Source organism: Acuticoccus mangrovi, from assembly GCF_016411865.1.
GTDB lineage: Bacteria > Pseudomonadota > Alphaproteobacteria > Rhizobiales > Amorphaceae > Acuticoccus > Acuticoccus mangrovi.
The window spans coordinates 195,462-218,272 of record NZ_JAEKJA010000006.1 but is presented as its reverse complement, the minus strand read 5'-3'; the positions used below and the strand labels follow the sequence as shown (position 1 = coordinate 218,272).

At 68.8% G+C, this 22,811-nt stretch carries 17 protein-coding genes; 4 read left to right on the top strand and 13 right to left on the bottom strand.

The genetic code is table 11. From position 1 onward, the window contains the following. The 10 genes from JCR33_RS08970 to JCR33_RS08925 all read right to left on the bottom strand — a co-directional run bounded on the left by JCR33_RS08970 (position 1) and on the right by JCR33_RS08925 (position 12,776). Entirely contained in the window at positions 1-1,239 is a 1,239-nt protein-coding gene (locus tag JCR33_RS08970; RefSeq protein ID WP_198881713.1) for a DUF1501 domain-containing protein, read from the bottom strand. A gap of 5 nt (positions 1,240-1,244) precedes the next feature. Next, on the bottom strand, positions 1,245-2,624 hold the full coding sequence (locus JCR33_RS08965; RefSeq protein ID WP_198881712.1) for a DUF1800 domain-containing protein: 1,380 nt from the start codon (positions 2,622-2,624) through the stop codon (positions 1,245-1,247). 140 nt (positions 2,625-2,764) lie between these two features. Continuing rightward, positions 2,765-3,937, bottom strand: coding sequence for an acetyl-CoA acetyltransferase (locus JCR33_RS08960; protein ID WP_198881711.1), 1,173 nt, complete (start codon positions 3,935-3,937; stop codon positions 2,765-2,767). A 180-nt stretch (positions 3,938-4,117) separates the two neighbouring features. Further along, positions 4,118-4,906 (bottom strand): SDR family NAD(P)-dependent oxidoreductase, encoded by a 789-nt coding sequence (locus JCR33_RS08955; RefSeq protein WP_198881710.1) that lies wholly within the window; start codon positions 4,904-4,906, stop codon positions 4,118-4,120. Further along, entirely contained in the window at positions 4,903-6,774 is a 1,872-nt protein-coding gene (locus tag JCR33_RS08950; RefSeq protein WP_232372448.1) for an AMP-binding protein, read from the bottom strand. Before JCR33_RS08950 ends, JCR33_RS08955 begins: the two co-directional genes overlap by 4 nt. A gap of 894 nt (positions 6,775-7,668) precedes the next feature. After that, complete coding sequence (locus JCR33_RS08945) at positions 7,669-7,833, bottom strand: YdcH family protein (RefSeq protein ID WP_198881708.1); 165 nt, start codon at positions 7,831-7,833, stop codon at positions 7,669-7,671. A gap of 76 nt (positions 7,834-7,909) precedes the next feature. Then, positions 7,910-9,163: a multidrug effflux MFS transporter gene (locus JCR33_RS08940; protein ID WP_198881707.1), complete on the bottom strand. Its 1,254-nt coding sequence runs from the start codon at positions 9,161-9,163 to the stop codon at positions 7,910-7,912. Positions 9,164-9,207: 44 nt separating this feature from the next. Next, the gene (locus JCR33_RS08935) at positions 9,208-10,272 is read right to left on the bottom strand and encodes an AbrB family transcriptional regulator (protein WP_198881706.1); all 1,065 of its coding nucleotides are present in this window, start codon (positions 10,270-10,272) and stop codon (positions 9,208-9,210) included. Then, positions 10,269-11,690, bottom strand: coding sequence for a glutamate synthase subunit beta (locus JCR33_RS08930; RefSeq protein WP_198881705.1), 1,422 nt, complete (start codon positions 11,688-11,690; stop codon positions 10,269-10,271). The genes JCR33_RS08935 and JCR33_RS08930 overlap by 4 nt, the downstream gene beginning before the upstream one ends. A 108-nt stretch (positions 11,691-11,798) precedes the next feature. Next, positions 11,799-12,776: a 5'-methylthioadenosine/S-adenosylhomocysteine nucleosidase gene (locus JCR33_RS08925; RefSeq protein WP_198881704.1), complete on the bottom strand. Its 978-nt coding sequence runs from the start codon at positions 12,774-12,776 to the stop codon at positions 11,799-11,801. Positions 12,777-13,051: 275 nt separating this feature from the next. Here JCR33_RS08925 and JCR33_RS08920 point away from each other — a divergent pair, with 275 nt between their 5' ends. From JCR33_RS08920 to JCR33_RS08910, 3 genes are read left to right on the top strand one after another with little or no spacing between them, the layout of a single operon-like run. After that, positions 13,052-14,026, top strand: coding sequence for a sialic acid TRAP transporter substrate-binding protein SiaP (locus JCR33_RS08920; protein WP_198881703.1), 975 nt, complete (start codon positions 13,052-13,054; stop codon positions 14,024-14,026). Between the two features lies 1 nt (position 14,027). Further along, entirely contained in the window at positions 14,028-15,116 is a 1,089-nt protein-coding gene (locus tag JCR33_RS08915) for an Ldh family oxidoreductase (RefSeq protein WP_198881702.1), read from the top strand. A 28-nt stretch (positions 15,117-15,144) separates the two neighbouring features. After that, positions 15,145-15,864: an FCD domain-containing protein gene (locus tag JCR33_RS08910; protein WP_198881701.1), complete on the top strand. Its 720-nt coding sequence runs from the start codon at positions 15,145-15,147 to the stop codon at positions 15,862-15,864. A 3-nt stretch (positions 15,865-15,867) separates the two neighbouring features. On the opposite strand, the gene JCR33_RS08905 is transcribed toward JCR33_RS08910, so the two are convergent. Together JCR33_RS08905 and JCR33_RS08900 are read right to left on the bottom strand one after the other, a co-directional pair. Beyond that, complete coding sequence (locus JCR33_RS08905) at positions 15,868-16,356, bottom strand: DUF2938 domain-containing protein (RefSeq protein ID WP_198881700.1); 489 nt, start codon at positions 16,354-16,356, stop codon at positions 15,868-15,870. 88 nt (positions 16,357-16,444) lie between these two features. Continuing rightward, on the bottom strand, positions 16,445-17,290 hold the full coding sequence (locus JCR33_RS08900; RefSeq protein WP_198881699.1) for a 23S rRNA (adenine(2030)-N(6))-methyltransferase RlmJ: 846 nt from the start codon (positions 17,288-17,290) through the stop codon (positions 16,445-16,447). 62 nt (positions 17,291-17,352) lie between these two features. On the opposite strand from JCR33_RS08900, the gene folB reads away from it, so the two are divergent. Next, positions 17,353-17,718 carry a dihydroneopterin aldolase gene (gene folB / locus JCR33_RS08895; protein ID WP_198881698.1) on the top strand — a complete coding sequence of 122 codons (366 nt, stop codon included), beginning with the start codon at positions 17,353-17,355 and terminating at the stop codon, positions 17,716-17,718. 120 nt (positions 17,719-17,838) lie between these two features. Here the strand turns inward: folB and gltB are convergent, their stop codons facing one another. Further along, complete coding sequence (gltB, locus tag JCR33_RS08890) at positions 17,839-22,524, bottom strand: glutamate synthase large subunit (protein ID WP_198881697.1); 4,686 nt, start codon at positions 22,522-22,524, stop codon at positions 17,839-17,841. Positions 22,525-22,811 lie beyond the last annotated feature (287 nt).

Below are 22,811 nucleotides of genomic sequence, written 5' to 3'. Positions count from 1 at the left end.
TCAGCTCCGGATCAGGCCGTCGAGGGGTCGCACGTCGGCGGTGTCGGGGAACACCGTGGTCCCGAGGGGGCCGAGATCGAAGCCCATGTGGTCGCGCAGAGCCCCCTTCAGCACCGCCCGCAGATCGGTGGTGGGGGCGAGGTCCCGCCCTTCGTAGAGGGCGTTCTCGGCAAGGCCCGGCCAGTCGGCGATCACGCGGCCGCCCTTGACCGCGCCGCCGAGGAGCATCGCGACCGTCGCCGTGCCGTGATCGGTACCCCACGAGCCGTTCATGCGCACGGTGCGGCCGAACTCCGTGATCACCGCCACCACGGTGTCGCGCCAGGTGTCGCCGAGCGCGTTGCGCAGCGCCAGAAGCGCCGTGTCGAGGCCGCTCAGCGTGTTGCCGAGCTGCCCGTCGATCACCCTCTGCCCGCGGTGAGTGTCGAAGCCCACCATGTCGAGGAAGCCGACGCGCGGCCCATCGTCGAGCGCCATGGCGCGGCCCGCGGCGGTCGCGGCCGACACGATCTGCCGATCGCGTCCTCCCACCTCCATGCCCATCATGCCGGCGTCGACTTCCATCTGCACCTCGCTCTCCGAGCCCGTCACCTTTTCGAGCTCGAGACCGCTGGCGAGAATGCCGGCGAGCACCGGATCGGTATGCTCGTACATCGACAGGAGACGCGCTCGCGTGTCGTCGGACGCGGCCGGCAGACCCGCCGGCAGATAGGTGACGACGTTCGATGCGCCGCGCATCAGGAGGGGGGTCGAGCTCGCGGCCGCGAACGCGCCGTGGCTCGCGATCGTGCTGTCCCCCGGCAGCATGGCGATGGCGCGGCCGAGCCAGCCGTCCCGGTGGTGGATCGGCGAGGTGGTGCCGTTCTCGAGCACATCCTGCCCATCGAAGTGGGAGCGCTCGCGGTAGGGGCTGTGGGCCGCGTGGACGAACAGCGCCTCGCCCTTGCCGTAGAGCTCGGCGACGGTCGGAAGCCGGCTGTTCAGGACGAAGAAGTCGTCGAGACGCGTACCGACGTCCGGGCCGCTCGTGGGAAAGGCGAACTCTTCGCGCAACGCCGCATAGTGCGGATCGCCGACGGGGGCGACGGCGGCGATGCCGTCGAGCGCCCCGCGCAGGACCACCACCACCAGCCGCGGATCGCGCGGACCGGCGGCGACGGCAATCTTCGGAATGGTCGCCCACGCGGTGAAAGCGAGGGCACCGGTCAGAACGCCGCGTCGTGTAGGATGCTCAAACACGGGGACTATCTCCGTTGGAACGCAGGGCTCATCAAGAGAAGGACCATGGCTTGGTTGCGGTCCTCGGCGCGCGCGACCGCTTCGGCCACGAAGGGATCGAGCGCATCGCCGAAGAGCTGGCGCGCGAGCTGGCGCGGGTCGACGTCCCGGCCGAACCGCTGGCTGACGGCCCGGGTGAAGTCGACACGCTCCAGAAGGGCGTCGCCGCCGAGAAAGGCGCCGTCGTCGTCCGGCCAGCCCGCCGGCGACGGTGGGCCCCAGATCTCCTGCGCGAGATCGCGGGCCGACACCATCACGAAGTGGGGTGGCAGCTTGTTCAGCCGCATCGCCCGTCCGGCTGCGACGATGAAATCGTAGGGCGGCACAGCCTTCACCGCGTCGCCCGACCATGCCGCGTCGCTCTCAACGAGCGTCAAGGTCACCTCGCGCAGGTCGCCACCCGATGCGAGATAGGACTTGGTGAGCGCGTCGACGAGCGCCGGCGGCGGATTGTCGCCAACGAAGTGACGGGCGAGCTTGCGGGAGATGTGGCGGGCGGTCGCCGGCGCCTGGGCGAGATCCGCGAGCACGGCTTTGATCTGCCTCTTCCCACTTTCCCGATAGGTCTTGCCGAGAATGGTGCGCGGGCCGAACGCGTGCCATGTCTTCTGGAAAGCTGACCGCTTTTTCGCTGACATCCCGCTGTTCCACCCCGCAAGGACGTGCGCCACGGCGATCACATCGGCCTGGGTGTAGCCACCATCGACGCCGAGGGTGTGCAGCTCCAAGAGCTCGCGGGCGAGGTTCTCGTTGACGCGCGACTTACGACGACGCCCGAGGGCACTGTCGGCCGCGACGGAGCCATCGTTGTCGAGGTAGTGCAGCATCGCTGGATGCGTCGTCGTCGCGGCGAGCATGTCGGAGAAGTTGGCCAGCACGTAGGGGCGGATCGCCTCGCGCTCGAACGCTCCCGTCACGAAGCGCATGACGGGCGATTTCAGACGATGCACGGCGAAGTGGTTCGCCCAGAAGAGAACGAGCCGCTCCACGAACGGGTCGTCCGTCGCGAGCCCATGAGCGTAGCGGGCGCCGATCTCGGCCGCCTGGATGTTGCGCCCGGCGAGGTTGCGTTCCTTCGCCGCGCTTTGGAAATCGTCCCGCGCGTCCTCGTCGCTGCCCCTCTTCTTCAATGACAGACGCGCCTCTCGGAACGTCCCCTGCAGGCGAACGAAGTCGTTGCGGATCGTATCGGAGTCCGGCAGATCCGGCCCGGTGATCAGCGCCGAGTTTGGCCGGAAGCACTGCTCACGAACGTAGCCGACAGGGTCGCCGGCAAGAGCCGCGATATCGCCGGGCTTTGGTCCGAGGCCGAAACGCGTGACCGCCGTCAACTCGCGTGGTCTCATCGCCCCTACTCCACCATCAAAGTCCGCCGGCGCGGTGATCACGCCGGCGGCGCCGAAAGGCATCGTGCAATCGGAACGGGCCGACCCTCAGGTCAGCACAAATACCCTCTAGGCCCCGGCCGCTGAACGGCGGGTGAACCTCAGGCGCTCTTGAGCGGCTGCAGGATCGACACGTAGTTGGCGACCGCTGCGCCGCCCATGTTGAAGATGCCGCCGAGCTCGGCCTTCGGCAGCTGCATGTCGCCCGCCGTCCCGGTGAGCTGCATGGCGCTGATGACGTGCATCGACACGCCCGTGGCGCCGATCGGATGGCCTTTCGACTTGAGGCCGCCGGAGACGTTCACCGGCAGCTTGCCATCGGGCAGCGTCCACCCCTCCTCGATGGCGCGGGCGCCCTCGCCTTCCTTCGCAAGGCCCATCGCCTCGTACTCGATCAGCTCGGCGATGGTGAAGCAGTCGTGCGTCTCCACGAAGGAGAGATCCTCAAGCCCCACCCGCGCGTCACCGAGGGCGCGGGTCCAGGCCTCGCGGCAACCCTCGAAGCGCACGATGTCGCGGCGCGACAGGGGCAGGAAATCCTGCACGTGGGCCGTTGCACGGAAGGCGACGGCCTTCTTCAGCGACAGAGCCGTCGGAATATCGGCGAGAACGACGGCGGCCGCGCCGTCGGAGACGAGGGAACAGTCCGTCCGCTTCAGCGGGCCGGCGACGATGGGGTTCTTGTCGCTCTCGGTGCGGCAGAACTCGTAGCCGAGATCCTTGCGCATCTGCGCGTAGGGGTTCTTCACCCCGTTCGCGTGGTTCTTGGCGGCGATCTTGGCGAGAGCGTCCGCCTGATCGCCGTAGCGCTGGAAATAGAGGCCGGCGATCTGCCCGAACACGCCAGCGAAGCCCGCCGGAATCCCGCCCTCCTCCTTGAGGTAGGCCGCACGCAGCAGGTTCTCGGCGATCTGCGGGCCCGGCGTCGCCGTCATCTGCTCCACGCCGACGACGAGCACGAAGCGAGCCGAGCCGGCGGCGATGGTCTTGATGCCTTGATGAATGGCCCCGGACCCCGTGGCACAGGCGTTCTCAACGCGTGTCGCGGGGGTGAAGCGCAGCCGCTCGTCGGCCTGGAGCACCAGCGAGGCGGTGAAGTCCTGCGCCGAGAAGCCGCCGTTGAAGTGGCCGAGCACGATCTCGTCGATGTCCTCCGGACCGATGCCGGCATCCTCCATCGCCTCGTTGGCGACGCGCACGATGAGGGACTCGACCGTCTCCTCGCTCAGCTTGCCGAATTGAGTGTGGGCCCACCCGACCATTGCCGCCGTCATGTCCGTCCCTCCAGCCACGCGCCACGCGTGCAGTGCGTCTTGTCATGATCTTCCGACGTAGATAGGCGCCCGTCGGCGTCGTCGACAGGCCGGCTCGCCGGTTCGTCCGCACACCCTACGTCCGGCGCCCGCCAATGGCCAGCAAGGGGAGCCGACACCGGCGGGTCGCTGGCCGGGCGGCTAGGCCTCGGTCGGGACGGTATAGTTGAGCGGCAGGCGGCCACCGTCGGCGAACACCGTCTGGCCGGTCATGTAGCTCGCCTCCTCCGAGGCGAGGAAGGCGACGATGGAGGCGATCTCCTCCGGCGCGCCGATACGACGCATCGGGGTGCGCGACATCACCACCCGTCGCGCCTCGGCGTCCTTGTTCACGCTGGCGAGCATGTCGGTCATGATCGAGCCGGGCCCGACGGCGTTGACGCGGATGCCGTAGGGCGCGAGCGACAGGGCGGCGACCCGGGTCAATTGCGAGATCCCCGCCTTGGAGATCGAGTAGGCGACCTGGGTGGGCAGCGCGAAGACGGCGTTCACCGAGCTCATGTTGACGATCGCGCCCGGCGTCTCCCCCGCCTTGACCCGCTCCACCATGTGGCGGGCGACGGCCTGGCTGAGGATGAAGGCGCCCTTGAGGTTCACCGCCATCACGCGGTCGAAGTCGTCCTCCTTGAGGTCGAGAAACTCGGCGCCGCCGACGATGCCGGCGTTGTTGACGAGCACGTCGATGGGGCCGAAGGCATCGCGCGTCGCTGCGAGGAGGTTGCGCACGTCGAGCTTCTCGGCGACGTCGCACTCGGTGGCGCGGATGCAATCTTCGCTGCCGATCGCCCGGGCCACCTTCTGGCCGGCGGCGGCGTCGAGGTCGGCGATCATGACCTTGCTGCCCTCGGCACAGAGGCGCTCAGCGATGGCGCGCCCGATCCCGCGGGCGCCGCCGGTGACGATGGCGACCTTGCCGTCGAGCCCCCTCACGCCGATTCGCTGCGCTGCGTCATGGCGTTTTCGATATCGGCGAGGGCGCCCGGATCATCGATGGTGGCAGGCATGGTGTAGGCCTCTCCGTCGGCAATCTTCTTCATCGTGGCGCGCAACGTCTTGCCCGAACGGGTCTTTGGCAAGCGCGGGACGGCGATCACGTGTTTGAAGGCGGCGACGGGACCCACCTCGTGACGCACTTTCGCCACAAGTTCGGCCTCGAGCCCGTCGACGGACGTGCCGGGTTTCACCACCACGAAGCCGACGGGCACCTGACCCTTGATGGGATCGTCGGCACCAACGACGGCGCATTCCACCACCGCGGGATGGGAGGTCAGCACATCTTCCATCACGCCGGTGGAGAGGCGGTGGCCGGCGACATTGATGACGTCGTCGGTGCGCGCCATGATGAAGACGTAGCCGTCCTCGTCGATCAGGCCGGCGTCGGAGGTGTTGTAGAAGCCCTCGAAGCGCGTGAGGTAGGCGGAGCGGAAGCGCTCGTCGTCGCCCCAGAGGGTGGGCAGGCACGAGGGCGGCAGCGGCAGGCGGATCACCACGTTGCCGAGACGGCCCTGCGACAGCTCCTCGCCGGCGTCGGAGAGGATGACGACGTCGTAGCCCGGCATCGGCTTGGTCGGCGATCCCGGCTTGACCGGCAGCGGCTCCAGCCCGAACGGATTGCCGACGATCGCCCATCCGGTCTCCGTCTGCCACCAATGATCGAGGACGGGAACGTTGAGAGCCTGCTCGGCCCAGGCGATCGAGGCGGGATCGGCCCGCTCGCCGGCGAGGAACAGGGCGCGGAAGCCGGAGAGGTCGTACTCGGCGGGCAGCTTGCCGTCGGGATCCTCCTTCTTCACGGCGCGGATGGCGGTCGGCGCGGTGAACAGCGCCTTCACGTCGTGCTCGGCGATCACCCGCCAGAACGCGCCGGCGTCGGGAGTGCCGACGGGCTTGCCCTCGTAGAGGACGGTGGTCGCGCCGATGAGGAGCGGCGCGTAGACGATATAGGAGTGGCCCACCACCCAGCCGACGTCGGAGGCGGCCCAGAACACCTCGCCGGGCTTGATGCCGTAGACGTTGGTCATCGACCAGGCGAGGGCCACCATGTGGCCGGCATTGTCGCGCACCACGCCTTTCGGGTGGCCGGTGGTGCCGGAGGTATAGAGGATATAGAGGGGATCGGTGCCCATCAGCGGCTCGCACGGCACGGTGCGGCCGGCGGCGAGCGCCGCCTCGTAGAGCGAGCCGAGGTCGTGGGTGTCGGGCCCATCGAGCCGGGCCGGATGGTGGGGGCGCTGGAACATCAGCACCGGAGGCTTGCAGGTCGCGATCTCGCGCGCCTCGTTGACGAGGTCCTCGTAGGGCACGAGGCGGCCGGGCTCGATGCCGCAGGAGGCTGCGAGGATGAGAGAGGGCTCGGAATCGTCGAGGCGGGCGGCGAGCTCGCGGGCGGCGAATCCGCCGAACACCACCGAATGGATGGCCCCGACGCGGGCGCAGGCGAGCATCGCAACGAGCGTCTCGGGGATCATCGGCATGTAGACGATCACCCGATCGCCCTTCTTGATGCCGAAGTCGGTGAGCACAGCGGCCATCGCCCCGACGCGGACGGCGAGATCGGCGTAGGTCCAGCGCGTGATGGTGCCGGTGAGCGGGGAATCGTGGATCACCGCCAGCTGGTGGCCGCGCGTCGGCACGTGCCGGTCGACGGCATTCCAGCAGGTGTTGCAGACGGCATCGGGAAACCAGCGGCCGTAGGCACCGGTGGTGGCGTCGAAGACGGCTTTCGGGGGCTCGATCCAGTCGATCGCACGGGATGCATCGAGCCAGAAGGCGTAAGGATCCTGGCGCCACGCGTCCATTGTGGCTGCATATTCCCCGGGCATGGCGTTCTCCTCGCGGCGCGCTCTGTTGGCGCTGCGCGAACGATGCCACCAACCCACAGGGCGCGCAAACCGGCAGTTCGGGCCGGCGGAAGCGAGCGAGGCCGCCCCCGGTGCCGGACGCCAATGCGCCGAATGGTGGAAACGCCCCCGACCGGACACCGGGGGCACACGCATGGAGCGAACCTGGCGGCGCTGCGACAACTCGCCCGCCTCGCCACGGATAGAGACCATACCCCAGCCACGGCCTGCCGGATCGGCGCGTCGTCCAAGCCGCGTGCAAGAGACCATGCCTCCGCCGCGCCGCGAGCAGTACGCGACGAGCGACACCACCATGCAGCCAGCGTCGCGACGAGCGACGCCGGTCGGTGTGTCCGTCCGAAGCACGGGACGGGCCGTGCCCTCGCCGCCACGACGCCCGCCCGAGCCAGCCGTCCGAGCGATGACGGGCGGCGCGACGAGCCTTTCGTCGCGACGGGAGCCGTCGGGCAGCCCATCAGACGACCTGCCGCCGCAGTGCCGGTCAGTCGGCAGCTCTCTCCGACCAAGGTCGACGCACCGAGCCGACGCCCGCAGGCCTCGCCACGATGTGCGAGCGAGTGCCGTTCAATCGGCCCGATGGCGTGCCCCGTCCGCGCGCTACGGCCGACCACCCGAATGCTCCCGCGCAGCAGCGCCGCCTACGAGCGGCAACCGCGGGGAGGCATGAGCGGACGACACCAACGGACCTGCGACAAGGTGCCGCGCCGCAGCGCCGGCCCACCAGACCTGTGCTTGGGGACGACCAGCCTCAGCCCCGCGCTCCGCGGCCGGAATCGGCTGAGCGTGGGGAACCGACCAGCCGAGCCCGAAGCTCGGACGGCGGGTGGAGGGCTAGTTTCTGAGTCGAGAGATCTCGTCCTTCAATCTGAGCTTTTCGCGCTTCAGCTCCGTCGCGGCCAGGCTATCGCGGCCCGGCTGCGCCGAAAGAGAGTGGAGTTCCGCCTCAAGAGCTGCATGCTTGCGTTCCAGCGCAGCCTTGCGTGCCTCTGCCGACATCGGCTCCTCCATGCTTAGCTGGCGAATAAGGTAGCACAAAATATCGGCCCTTCTACACCCTCCGGTTGATTTTCTGCTATCGAGTTGCGTGCACCTTCGCCGGCTCGAGGAGACGGCCGCGCTCCGTCACCATCACGACGGTGAGCGACACCGTCGAATAGACGAGGAAACCGAGGAGCAGCGGCTGCGGCGTGCCGTCGTAGAGCTGCCCCACAGCGCCGCCGAGGATCGCGCCGATTCCCGTCATCACGAAGCCGATGAAGGCCGATCCGGTGCCCGCGATGCGCCCGAGCGGCTCCATCGCGATGGCGTTGAAGTTGGGCATCACCAGGCCGGCCAGGAAGAAGCATGTGGCAAGGTAGGCGACGAGGAGCCAGATCGGCAGCGGACCGTCGAGGGCCAACCCCACGACGTTCATGACCACCGACACGACAACGAGGGCGATGAGCCCGCCGTGCGACAGACGCCGCATCCCGGCGTGCCGCACCAGGCGGGCGTTGACGAGGGTCGCCACCATCATGCCGCCGGCGACCGAGGCGAACACCGCCGGGAACCAGCGCACGATGCCGTAGACGTCGGCGAACAGCTGCTGCGTGGAGGTGATGTAGGTGACGAGGCAGCCGAACACGAAGCCGAGCGCCAGCATGTAGCCCATCGTCTGGCGGCTCTCGACAATGGTCTCGAGGGCGAGGCGCAGGCCGACGGGCGCCCGCGCCCCCTCCCCCGACACCGGGTTGGTCTCCGGCAGGCGCAGCATCACCCAAGCCGTCGTCGCGATCGCGACCACCAGGAGGAAGGTGAAGATCGGGTGCCACGAGCCGGAGGCCGCGATGATGCTGCCGAGCGCGGGAGCGATGACCGGCAGCATGATGAACACCGTCATCACGAAGCTCATCACCTGGCTCATGGCGCGGCCGACGAAGCGGTCGCGCACCACCGCCACCGCCACCACCCGTGGCGCCGACGCGCCGAAGCCCTGGATCGCCCGCGCCACCAGCAGGAGCGTGTAGCTGTGGGCGAGGATCGCGATCACCGAGCCGACGGCGTAGACGAGAAGGCCACCGATCAGCACCGGCTTGCGCCCGAGCCGGTCCGACAGCGGCCCCACGAACACGTGGCCGACAGCGAACGCGATCATGTAGACGGTGATCATGAACTGCTGCTCGTTGGCACCCTCGAGCGAGAAGTCCGCGGCGATGTCGGGCAGCACCCCCAACATGATGTCGGTCGACAGCGCGGTGAGCGCCATCAGGATGGCCATCAAGGCGACGAACTCGCCCATCGGCATGCCAAGAGGTGGCGGGCCGTCGTCGGGCCGTTCAGCATTCATGATGATGTCCTTCGAAGAGCGGTGCACCGCCCGATGGGAATGCCTCAGCGGCTCTTTCTGGTCGACGCGTTCCGATTGCGGTCGGCGCGGCGCATCATCACAGCCACGAAAAGCGGCATCCCGAGTGACAGGAGGATCATGCGCGCCGCGTGGAGCACCGCCACGAACGCGACCTCGAAGCCGAGGAGGAAGGAGAGCCCGATCATAGCATCGAGCCCACCCGGCGCATAGCCGAGGAAGATCGCCCCGAGCGGCTGGTCAATGAGAAGTGACACCACGACGGCGATCGCCATCGCCACGGCAAAGGCGGCGACGAAGGAGGCGAGCGAGGCGAGGAGCATCCGCCTGAAGCCCTCCCGCCGGATCGTGGAGAAGCGCACCGCCACCGAGGCGCCGAGCACCGTGAAGGCGGCCGACGACAGCCAGAGCGGCACGGCGATGGTGAGAAGGCCGGTGGTGGACAAGATGGTGGAGACGAGGAGTGGGCCGAGCATCGCCGGCGCCGGCAGGCGCAGCTTGATGGCGGTGAAGGCCGACATTCCGGCGACGAGGACGGTCTCCAGCACGTCGAGGATCGTATAGTCCGGCGGCGCGGTGGGTCGGCCCACGCCGTGCTCGCCCGTGCCGAACACGAAGGGAAGCACCGAGACGAGGATGAAGAGGCGGGTGACCTGGGCCATCACCACCTGCTCCATCCGCGCCCCGCGGTCGGACGAGACCGCCATCACCACCGAGAAGTTGCCCGGGATGGAGCCGCAGAGGGCGGTGAGCGGGTCCCAGCCGCCGATATAGCGCAGCATGGCGTAGCCGGCCGCCGTCGCCCCGACGATGACGAGCAGCAGACCGACGAGGGCGACCGGCAGCGTGACGAGCTGAGTCAGCGCTTCGGGATCGATGCCGGCGCCCATCATGGTGCCGAGGATCGAGAAGGTCAGCGCCCGCAGCGGGTTCGGCAGCGACAGCGGCGCATGGGCGAGAACGCCGATGGTCACCGCCACGGCACTGCCGGTGAGGAAGGCCGCCGGCAGGTGCAGCGCGTAGAAGATCAGCCCACCGATCGCACCCAGACCTACCGTGAATGCGACCGCGAGGAGCTTGCGCGCCCTCAACGGGGGAGCGTCGTGGAGCCCATCAGGTCGAGGTCGATGGCGCGGGCGGCCTGCCGGCCCTCGCGGATCGCCCAGACGACGAGGCTCTGACCACGCCTCACGTCCCCGGCCGCATAGACCTTGGGGATGTTGGTGCGGTAGTCGGTGGTGTTCGCTGCAATGTTGGTGCGCGCGTCGAGCTCGAAATCGTACGCCTTGGCGTAGGTGTCGAGCATCGGACCGGAGAAGCCGATGGCGATGAGCACGAGATCGGCGCGGATGTCGAACTCCGTCCCTTCGATCGGCCTGCGCTTCTCATCCACCCGGGCGCAGCGCACGTGGCTGACCCGGCCCTTCTTGTTGCCGACGATCTCGAGCGTCGCGGCGGCGAACTCCCGGTCCGCCCCCTCCGCCTGGGAGGAGGAGGTGCGGAACTTGGTCGGCCAGTAGGGCCAAACGATGTCCTTGTTCTCGCGGATCGGCGGCATCGGGCGGATGTCGAGCTGGGTGACGGCGAGCGCTCCCTGGCGGATCGAGGTTCCGATGCAGTCCGACGCCGTGTCGCCGCCGCCGACGACGACGACGTGCTTGCCGGCGGCATCGATCTCGGGCTCGGCGATGTTCTCCCGGCCGACGCGGCGGTTCTGCTGCACCAGGAAGGGCATCGCGTAGTGGACGCCCTCGAGCTCCACCCCCGGCAGGCCGGGATCGCGCGGGCGCTCGGCACCGGTCGTCAGAAGCACGGCGTCGAAGCTTGCGACGAGCTCGCGCATCCGCTCCGCGCCGATGTCCTCGTTATAGTGGAAGACGACGCCCTCGCCGGCGAGCTGATCGCAGCGCCGGTCGATGTTCGCCTTCTCCATCTTGAAGTCGGGAATGCCGTAGCGCAGCAGGCCGCCCGGGCGGGCGTAGCGCTCGAAGACGTGCACGTCGTGGCCGACGCGGGCGAGCTGCTGGGCCGCGGCGAGGCCGGCGGAGCCGGCGCCGATCACCGCCACCTTCTTGCCGGTGAGGCGCAGCGGCGGTTGCGGCACGATCCAGCCATTCTCCCAGGCCTTGTCGGCGATCGCCTGTTCCACCGCCTTGATGGCGACGGGCGTGTTCTCGATGTTGAGCGTGCACGCCTCCTCGCACGGCGCGGGGCAGACGCGGCCGGTGAACTCGGGGAAGTTGTTGGTGGAATGGAGGTTGCGCGCGGCCTCCTGCCAGTCCTGATGGTAGACGAGGTCGTTCCAGTCGGGGATCTGGTTGTCGACCGGGCAGCCGACGTCGGATTGGCAGAACGGAATGCCGCAATCCATGCAGCGCGCAGCCTGCCGCTCCACCTCCGGGTCCGACAGCGGAAGGGTGAACTCCTTGAAGTGCCGGATGCGGTCGGCGGCGGGCTGATACTTCAGCTCCTGCCGGTCGATTTCCAGAAACCCAGTGACCTTGCCCATACGTTCGTTTCCTGTCGCGTCCGTCGCGGATTATTCATCCCGCGGCAGATCGTAAAGTGCCGGAGAACCACTCCCCTTGAGTCGTGCCGTCCGTCGTCCCGCCTCGCCTCACTGCGGCGTCGACGCGGCCGTATCGTCCGACGTCTTGTCGCTAAGCGGTGTGACCTCGCCGTCCTCGCTGCTGGCGTGCAGGAATTCGGCGACGAGCGTCGCCGAATTCTCCGCGGCGATGGCGAAGAAAATCGGCAGCTCGTTGCTCCCCTCCCCGCCGCCGGCGAGATCCGACAGCGAGCGGAAGGCGATGAAGGGCACCCCGTTGGCGAAGGCGACCTGCGCGACGGCGGCGCTTTCCATGTCGATGACGCGCGCCGCGAAGGTGTCGAACACATAGCGGCGGAAATCGGCGTTGTCGACAAATGCGGAGCCTGAGACGCCATTGCCCCCGACGGTGATCTGAGGTGTGCCTTCGAGGCACACCCCCGCCTCGCGGCAGGGATTGAGCACCACCCTCGCCGCCGCCTCCCGCGCCGCGGCGAGATAGTCGGGATCGACGTCGAACCAGAAGCGGGACTGCGGCGTCTCCTCGCCCTCGTGCCGCACCTGCTCGTTCTGCGGAAAGATCATGCCGAAATTCGCGAACGGCGCCGACAGAAAGGGCGGCACGGCGAAGCCGCCGTCCTCGGTCTCGCGGGCGAACACCATGTGGAGGTAGGAGCCCCAGTGCTCCGGCACCACGACGTCCCCCACGTTGAGCGCCGGGTCGACGCCGCCGGCAATGCCGGAGAACACGATGCCGGTGAGGTCGAACCGGTCGATCGCCATCTGCGCCGTCATCGCCGCGTTCACCATGCCGATGCCGGACAGGAGGAGCACCACGTCGCGCCCCTCGATCGAGCCGGTCACGTAGCGCACCCCGTTGTCGAGATGATCGGCGCGCCCCTCCACCATCTCCTGCAGCATCAGCCACTCCGGCTCGAAGGCGGAGAGAACGGCGATGCGGGACGTGTCGTCGAGCCGCTCGGCAGCGCTAGCAGCCACCGTGGCCGCCGCGATAGCCGCGGCGACGGCGAGGGTGCGCAGGAACATCGGGAACCTCGTGCGGGAAGACTTGGACGTATTCTAACCGATCGCGTGCCACACGCCAAAACAACGCACCCGGCACGCCGGTGGCCGGATAACGGCCTCACTCATCCTGTCATACCAACTGGCGAGAGATCATTTCTCAGCGCCGTCTTTGTGAACTCTATGGACTATCGGTACCTCGACAAACCTGTCATACCATTCAGCAAGAAAAAACGCCGAAGCGCGCGCGACACCGCGCCACGCCGGTTCGGCGAGACAAGATTGACCGGGAGGACAGCATGAGATCACAGGCTCTGAGGGCGGCGCTGGTCGCCGCGTTCGCCGGCGCCGTCGCAACGACGGCGCTCGCCGACGAATTCCGCTTCGCGCACGTCTACGAGGCCAACTCGATCTATCACAAGTGGGCCGAATGGGCCGCCGACGAGATCGCGAGCCGGACCGACGGACGGCACACCGTGGAGGTGTTCCCCGCCTCCTCGCTCGGCAAGGAGGCGGAGATCTTCGAAGGCCTCGCGCTCGGCACCATCGACATGTCCTACACGGGCTCCTTCTACGCGAGCAGCGTCTACGGCCCGATGGCGATCTCCAGCGCCCCCTACATGTTCCGCGACTTCGACCACTGGAAGGCCTATCGCGACAGCCCCGTCTTCGCCGAGATCTCCGGCACCTTCGAGGCGCAGTCGGGCCACGAGGTGCTGGGCCTCACCTACTACGGCGCCCGCCACCTCACCGCCAACAAGGCGCTGCCGACCCCCGAAAGCATGAAGGGGCTCAAGATGCGCGTGCCGAACGCCAAGATGTACCTGCTCTTTCCCCGCTCGGTCGGCGCCAATCCCACCCCGATCGCCTTCGCCGAGGTCTATCTGGCGCTGCAGCAGGGGGTCGTCGACGCACAGGAGAACCCCCTCCCCACCATCCTGGAAAAGAAGTTCTACGAGGTGCAGTCGCACATCATGCTGACGGGGCACCTTATGGACAGCCTCGTGACGCTGATGGCCGGCCCCAAGTGGCGCTCGCTCGGCGCGGACGACCAGACGATCTTCGCCGAGGTCTACGCCGAGGCCGCCGCGAAGGCGACCGAAGACGTGCGCCAGGCGGAGTTGCGCCTTGCCGAGGACTTCGCCACCGAGCTCGGCATCGAGGTGGTGGAGGTCGACCGCGCCCCCTTCCGCGAGGCGATGATGCCCCTCCTCACCTCCGGCGACGTGCCGTGGACACCCGAGCAGGTCGCGGCGGTCGAAGCGATCCGATAGGATGGCCATCTATCCGCGGGCGGCGGGCGACCGCCGCGTCTCGGCGGCGGCGCTTCAGACCGTCGTCGCCGCCATCTTCGAACGATGCGGCATGCGCGCGGCCGACGCGCGCCTCCTCGGCGAGACGCTCGTCCACTCCGACCGGCGGGGCGTCCACTCCCACGGCGTGCTGCGGGTGCCGGACTATGTCGGCAAGCTCACCCGCGAGGGCGTCGACCCGCGCGGCGCGCCGCGCGTCGTCAGCGAGCGCGGCGGCGCCATCCGCGTGGACGGCGCCAACACGATGGGTCAGATCGGCGGCACCTTCGCCATGGACCGCGCCATGGAGCGGGCGCGCACCGCCGGCATCGCCTTCGCCGCGCTCGGCAACTCCAACCACTGCGGCGCGCTCGACTGGTACACGCTGCGCGCGAGCCGCGCCGGCCTCGTAGGGCTCGCCGGCACCAATGCGCTGCCGACGATGGCCCCGCTCGGCGGGACCGACAAGATCGTCGGCATCAATCCCCTCTCGATCGCGCTGCCCGCCGGCCGCCACCCGGACTTCGTCCTCGACTTCGCCTTCGGCGCCACCGCCCACGGCAAGATCCGCGTCTATCACCAAAAGGGTACGCCGATCCCCGAAGGTTGGGCCTTCGACACCGACGGCCACCCCACCACCGACGCCGCGGCGGCGATGGCCGGGCTCATCCAGCCGATCGGCGGCCACAAGGGGGTGGCGCTCGGAATGGCGATCGGCATGCTCGCGAGCTTCCTCGCCGACACCGGCTACGGCACCGAGACCGGCAACATGGTCGACGGGCCGACGCCCGGCAGCGACGGCCAGTTCTTCGCCGCCATCGACATCGACGCCTTCGTGCCGCTCGACACGTTCCGCCGCCGCGTCGACGCCGCCATCGACGAGGTGCACGGATCGCGCCGCCGCGCCGGCGTCGACCGGCTCCTCGTGCCGGGCGAGGTCGAAAACGACATCGCCGCCGACTACGACGCCGCCGGCATCCTGCTCGCCGCCGACACGATCAACGACGTGGTCGGTGCGGCCGAGACGCTCGGCGTCGACGCGGCACCGCTCGTCGCGCCTGCGGCGCACTGACCGTCCGCCACAGCCGCCAGGGGGAAGCATGGCACGAGGGCTCGCAGCCACCGGCTCCAAGCGACGCAAGTTCGAGGAGATCGCCGATCACATCGAGCTCGCCATCGTTTCGGGACACCTCAAGGTGGGCGACCGCCTCCCCTCCGAGCGCGAGCTGATGGAGCGCTTCGGAACCGGACGGGGCAGCGTGCGCGAGGCGCTCTTCGTGCTCCAGCGCAAGGGGCTGATCCACACCTCGAGCGGCGCCGTGCCCCGCGTGGGGGAGCCGAAGGCCGACATGATGGTGCGCGAGCTCTCCGGCATCGCGCGCCTCCTCCTCAATCGCCCCGAAGGCGCGCGCGAGCTCCAGGAGGCACGCGCCCTCTTCGAGATCGGCCTCGCCCGGCAGGCGGCCAAGATGGCGAGCGCGGAGCGGCTGGAGGCGATCCGCGCCGCGCTCGCGGCCAACGAGGACGCGCCCGACGCTCCGACCTTCGTCGCGACCGACATCGCCTTCCACAGCGCGATCGCCGAAGCGTGCGAGAACAGCACCTATCTCGCCGTCAACACCGCCTTCGGCGAATGGCTCCACGGGCAGCGCACCGTGTCGGCCGCCGCCGGCTCGACGCGGGAGAACGTCATCGTCCAGCACCGGGCGATCTTCGAGGCCATCGCCCGGCGCGACCACGTCGCGGCCGAAGCCGCGATGGACGACCACCTCGCCACCGTCGCCCATTTCTACTGGAAGGGTCGCGCCGGAAGCGCGTGAGTCTCAGGCCGCCGCGACGAGCAGCGCGCTCACCCACAGCCCGAGGCCGAACACCACGTGGGCCGCGAGATTGAGGCCGCGGACCGTCCACGCGTTCGGCCGGCGGCTCGCGGCAATGCCCCCGCCCATGCCCGGGCTCATCACGAACCAGCCGAGGAGCACGGTGGTGATGCCCACCACCATCGCCGGGCCGAGGGTGGGGTTCTCGGTCCACCCGAGCCCCCAGATGAGGATGAGCACGGCCGCGAACACGATCCCGGTGACGTAGTGCATGATCCAGCCGATCGCCGTCTCCCCGGCGATCGGCGCCGCCGTGGCGATGCTCTCGTGCACGATCGTGCCGCGCGGAATGTGGGCGAACCAGCGTCCGCCGAAGGTCCAGTTGGCGCCGGGCAGCCCAAATGTCCGTGCCAGGAAGAGCACCCAGAGGTCGAAGATCACTGTGGCGCCGACGCCGATGAGAATGCTTTTGACGATGAATTCGATGAGCATGGGGGGTCAGTCCGGTCCGTGGACGGCCAGCCTATGCGGTGTCGCCACCGTCGTCACCTGTCCGCACCCATGAGCGCCGATCCGTGGCTCAATCTTCCCCGGCGAGACGGAAGAGGCGGTGGGCGGCCGACGCGTCCTCGCCCAGCCGATCGGCGAGAACCGGCAGCAGCGTCGCGAGCTCGCCCTCGAGCACATAGGGCGGGTTGACCACCACGACGCCGGAGCCGGCGAGGCCCGGCGCGCTCTCGCTGCGCACGTCGAGCTCGGCGACGAGGATGTCGCCGATGCCGCTGCGCCGCAGCCGCCGATGGAAGTCGGCGACCGGAGCCCCCGCCTTGCGCGGATACCAGAGGCAGTAGAGGCCGCTCTGAAAGCGCTTGTGGGCGGCGACGAGCCCGTCCACCATCCGCTCATACTCGCCCGCGAGCTCGAACGGCGGGTCGACGAGGACGAGGCCGCGCCGCTCCTTCGGCGGTACGTGGGCGCCGAGGGCGAGCCACCCGTCGAGCCGCGTCACGCGGGTCTGACGATCGCCGGCGAAGAGCGCGGCGAGGCGCTCGTAGTCCTCAGGGTGCAGCTCGATCGCCGACAGCCGATCCTCGCGCCGCAGCAGCATGCGCACGAGGAGCGGCGAGCCCGGATAGCGCGTGAGCGGCCCCTCGTTGATCTCGGCGACGATGTCGAGATAGGGGGCGAGCAGCGCCGCGGCGTCGGCGGGAAGCGGCGCCTCGATGAGGCGGCCGATGCCGCCCCGCCATTCTCCGGTCTTCTGCGCCGCCTCGCTGGAGAGGTCATAGAGGCCGACGCCCGCGTGCGTGTCGATCACGCGGAACGGCTTGGGTTTGCGCTTCAGATAGTCCACCAGACGCGCGAGCACGGCGTGCTTCAGAACGTCGGCGAAGTTTCCGGCGTGATAGACGTGACGATAGTTCAAGGGGCGGCCTCGGAAGGCTCCCCCGCCAGCGGGCCCGCCGGCCCGATCGACGGAGTGATGAGTTGGACGCGATCCATCTGGAAGACCTCGCCTTTTTTGCCTACCACGGGGTGCACGAGGAGGAGGCGCGGCTCGGCCAACGCTTCCACATCGATCTCAGCTGCTATCTCGACCTCGACCCGGCCGGCCGCAAGGACGAGATCGCGCTGACGGTGAACTATGCCGAGCTGGTGGGCGTGGTCGAGGAGGTGGTGACGCGGACGCGCTTCCGCCTGATCGAGCGCCTTGCCGGCGCCGTCGCCGAGCGCGTTCTCGCCTTCGACCCCCGGATCGAGCGCGTTCGTGTGCGCGTACACAAGCCCGGGGCCCCCCTCCCCATCGCCACCGGCCGCGTCAGCGTGGAGGTGGATCGGCAGCGCGGCGGATGAGATCGGCTCGGGGCCAGTCTCCCGCCATGGCGCTGGTTCGAGGTCGGCCTCTCGCCCAATCGCCTCGAGTGTGGACCGAGGCGGCGGGCGCTCGAAGCGTCCGCCACCGGGCGCGGAAGTCTACTCCGCTGCGAGGCCGAGGCGCTGGGCCTCCATCTCCTCCATCGCGCGGCGGTAGTCGACCGGCATCACCTTGACGAACTTCGGGCGATACTCGTCCCAGTGGTCGAGGATCATCTGGCCGCGCTGCGAGCCCGTCCACTCCACGTGGTTGACGATCATCTGACGCAGCCTCTCGTCGTCGTGGCGGGTCATGTCGGCGGTGACGTCGACACGGCCCTTGGTCTCGAGATCGCCGCCGTGGTGGTGGAGGCGCTCCATGAGATCGTCCTCCTCGAGCACCGGCTCGAGCTCCACCATCGCGAGATTGCAGCGCCGGGCGAAGTCGCCCACCTCGTCGAGCACGTAGGCGACGCCGCCCGACATGCCGGCGGCGAAGTTGCGCCCGGTCTGGCCGATCACCGCCACGGCGCCGCCCGTCATGTACTCGCAGCCGTGATCGCCGACGCCCTCCACCACGGCGATGGCGCCGGAGTTGCGCACCGCGAAGCGCTCGCCCGCGACGCCCGAGAAGTAGCATTCGCCGGCGAGCGCGCCGTAGAGCACCGTGTTGCCCACGATGATGGAGTGGGACGGCACGATGCCCGACCGCTCGTTCGGCTTGACGATGAGACGGCCGCCGCAAAGCCCCTTGCCGACATAGTCGTTGGCGTCGCCGGTGAGGTTGAGCGTGACGCCGTGCGTCACCCACGCGCCGAAGGACTGGCCCGCGGTGCCGGTGAGGTTCACCGTGATGGAGCCGTCGGGCAGCCCCTCCATGCCGTGCGCCTTGGCGATCTCGCCGGAGAGCATCGCGCCCACCGTGCGGTCGACGCTCGCGATGGTCTTCTCGATCACCACGTGCTCGCCGTTCTCGAGCGCCGGGCGGGCCTCGGCGATCAGCTCGCGGTCCATCACCGTATCGATCGGATGGACCTGATGGGTGGTGTTGCGCTGCTCCTCCATCGGGGCGTCCATCTTCACGAACACCTTGCGGAAATCGAGGCCCTTCGCCTTGTAGTGATCGACGAGCTTCTGCTGGTCGAGCACCTCCACCATGCCCGTCGCCTCCGCCATGGTGCGGAAGCCCGAGGCGGCGAGGAATTCGCGCAGCTCCTCGGCGATGAAGAACATGAAGTTGATGACGTGCTCGGGCTGCCCCTTGAAGCGGCGGCGCAGCACGGGGTCCTGCGTCGCGACACCCACCGGGCAGGTGTTGAGATGGCACTTGCGCATCATGATGCAGCCCGTGGCGACGAGCGGCGCCGTCGAGAAGCCGAACTCGTCGGCACCGAGCAGCAGCCCGACGAAGACGTCGCGACCGGTGCGCAGACCGCCGTCGACCTGCAGCGCGACGCGCGAGCGCAGGCCGTTGGCGACGAGCGTCTGGTGCGCCTCGGCGAGCCCCATCTCCCACGGCGAGCCGGCGTGCTTGATGGAGGTGAGCGGCGAGGCGCCGGTGCCCCCGTCATAGCCCGCGATGGTGATGTGGTCGGCGCGCGCCTTGGCGACGCCGGCCGCCACCGTGCCGACGCCCACCTCCGACACGAGCTTCACCGAAATGGTCGCCGCCGGGTTCACGTTCTTCAGGTCGAAGATCAGCTGCGCGAGATCCTCGATCGAATAGATGTCGTGGTGCGGCGGCGGCGAGATGAGGCCGACGCCCGGCGTGGAGTAGCGCAGCCGCGCGATGACGGCGTCCACCTTGTGGCCGGGCAGCTGGCCGCCTTCGCCGGGCTTCGCACCCTGCGCCATCTTGATCTGGATCTGGTCGGAGTTGACGAGATATTCGGTCGTCACGCCGAACCGGCCCGAGGCCACCTGCTTGATGGCGGAGCGCTTGGAGGCGCCCGACGGCTCGGGGGTGAAGCGATAGGGATCCTCGCCGCCCTCGCCCGTGTTGGAGCGGCCGCCGATCTTGTTCATGGCGATCGCCAGCGTCTCGTGCGCCTCCTTGGAGATGGCGCCGAGGCTCATCGCCCCCGTGACGAAGCGCTTCACGATCTCCGCGGCCGGCTCCACCTCCTCGAGCGGCACCGGCGCGCGGCCGATCTCCTCCGCGGTCTTGATGCGGAAGAGGCCGCGCAGCGAGAAGCGGCCCGCCTCCTCGTTCACGAGGCGGGTGTAGTCGCGGAACTTGTCGCGCGAGTTGAGGCGCACGGCGTGCTGGAGGTTCGCCACCGTGTCGGCGACCCACACGTGGTTCTCGCCGCGGCTGCGGAAGGCATATTCGCCGCCCACCTCCAGCGAGCGGGCGAGGATCACGTCCTCGGAGAAGGCCACCGTGTGGCGCCGCACCGTCTCCTCCGCCACCTCGGCGAGGCCGACGCCCTCGATGGTCGTCGCCGTGCCGAAGAAGAAGCGGTCGACGAAGGCCTGCGAGAGGCCGACGGCGTCGAAGATCTGAGCGCCGCAATAGGACTGGTAGGTGGAGATGCCCATCTTGGACATCACCTTCAGAAGCCCCTTGTCGATCGACTTGATGTAACGCTGCACGACCTCCTGGTCGTCCACCTCCTCGGGGAAGGTGTTGTGGATCTCCACCAGCGTCTCGAACGCGAGATAGGGGTTGATCGCCTCCGCGCCGTAGCCGGCGAGGACGGCGAAGTGGTGCACCTCACGCGGCTCGCCCGATTCCACCACGAGGCCCACCGAGGTCCTGAGACCGCGGCGGATGAGGTGATGGTGCACGCCCGCCGTCGCGAGCAGCGCCGGGATGGCGATGCGGTTCCGCGACAGGAGCCGATCCGACAGGATGATGATGTTGTAGCCGTCGTGCACCGCCTTCTCGGCACGCGCGCATAGGCGGTCGAGCATCGCCGCGAGCCCCTCCGCGCCGCGCTCGGCAGCGTAGGTGATGTCGAGCGTCACCGTGTGGAACTGGTTGTCGGCGATGTCGCCGATCTCGCGGATCTTCTCGAGGTCCTCGTTGGTGAGGATGGGCTGACGCACCTCGAGACGCTTGCGGTCCCACGTCCCCTCGATGTCGAAGAGGTTGGGGCGCGGGCCGATGAACGACACGAGGCTCATCACGAGCTCCTCGCGGATCGGGTCGATCGGCGGGTTCGTGACCTGGGCGAAGTTCTGCTTGAAGTAGGTGTAGAGGAGCTTCGGCCGGTCGGAGAGCACCGACAGGGGCGTGTCCGTCCCCATGGAGCCGATCGCCTCCTGCCCGGTGATCGCCATCGGCGACAGGAGAAGCTTCAGGTCCTCCTGGGTGTAGCCGAAGGCCTGCTGGCGATCGAGCAGCGACTCGTTGGTGCGCGGCGCGCGGGCACGCACCGTGCGCTGGTCCTCGAGCACGATCTGGGTCCGCTGCAGCCACTCGCCATAGGGGTTCTTCTCGGCGAGCTCGCGCTTCACCTCCTCGTCGGAGATGATGCGGTGCTCCTCAAGATCGATGAGCAGCATCTTGCCGGGCTGAAGGCGCCACTTCGCGGCGATGCGCTCGTCCTCGATCGGCAGCACGCCGGCCTCGGAGGCGAGCACCACGAGCCCGTCGTGGGTCACGCAATAGCGCGCCGGACGCAGGCCGTTGCGGTCGAGCGTCGCGCCGATCTGGCGGCCGTCGGTGAAGATGATGGCGGCCGGCCCGTCCCACGGCTCCATCAGAGCGGCGTGGTAGGCGTAGAAGTCGCGCCGCTCCTGGCTCATCAGCGGGTTGCCGGCCCACGCCTCGGGCACGAGCATCGCCATGGCGTGGGCGAGCGAGTAGCCGCCCTGCACCAGGAACTCGAGCGCGTTGTCGAAGCAGGCGGTGTCGGACTGGCCCTCGTAGGAGATCGGCCAGAGCTTGGAGATCTCCTCGCCGAACGTCTTCGACGAAGCGGTCGCCTGGCGCGCCGCCATCCAGTTCACGTTGCCGCGCAGCGTGTTGATCTCGCCGTTGTGGGCGACCATCCGGAAGGGATGGGCGAGGCCCCACGAGGGGAAGGTGTTGGTCGAGAAGCGCTGGTGGACGAGCGCGAAGGAGGACTCGAAGCGCGGGTCCGTCAGGTCGTCGTAGTAGGCGCCGACCTGATGGGCGAGGAACATGCCCTTGTAGACCAGCGTGCGGCACGACAGCGAGCAGATCACGAAGCCGCGCTCAGCCGGCGGACGGCCGTCATAGACGGTGTTGGAGATCACCTTGCGCACGATGAAGAGGCGGCGCTCGAAGGCGTCCTCGTCCTCGACGCCCTCGCCCCGGGCGATGAAGAACTGCGCGATGGTCGGCTCGGAGGCCCGCACCGTCGCCGACAGGCAGGCGGAGTTCACCGGCACCTCGCGCCAGCCGAGGAACACCTGCCCCTCGTCGGCGACCACCTGCTCGACGACCGCACGCCGGTCGCCGTCGTCGGGCGGCAGGAAGATCATGCCGACGGCGTACTCGCCGGCCGGCGGCAGCGAAAAGCCGAGCCGCTCCGCCTCCTCGCGGAAGAGCCGGTCCGGGATGCGCACGAGAATGCCCGCGCCGTCACCCATCTCCGGGTCGGCGCCCACGGCGCCCCGGTGGGTGAGGTTCACGAGGATCTGCAAGCCCTTCTCCACGATGGCGTGGTCGGGCCGGTTGTGAATGTCGGCGACGAAGCCGACGCCGCAGGCATCGTGCTCGCGATCGGCGCGATAGAGGCCGTCTTTCGGAGCACGTCGAATGGTGGTCGCGTTGGCGGTGGGAGCGGCCTGGTTGGACGTTCCGGCGATGGGCAACAGTCTTGTCATCGTCATGCTCCTCCTGCCCGACATGTCGGGCACGCCTATCAATCGGGTCGCTCGCCCCAAGAAGAGGACGAGCGGCTCGAACCCCGTCATCACCGATGTTCGGTGGTGCGCCGCGCGGCCGGCACCATTGCGCAGTTTGCCGCATCGCGCGGCTCGCATATAGCGCTTTTGTTGCCGAGCGACAAATTCCGCGTCGCAGGACGCCGAACGGGCGTGCCGGCGGGGCCGTCGGCGGGCGACAGGCGCAGCCGGCCCCGTCAGAATGAACGAGCGGCCGGCGCCGCGAGGGAGGA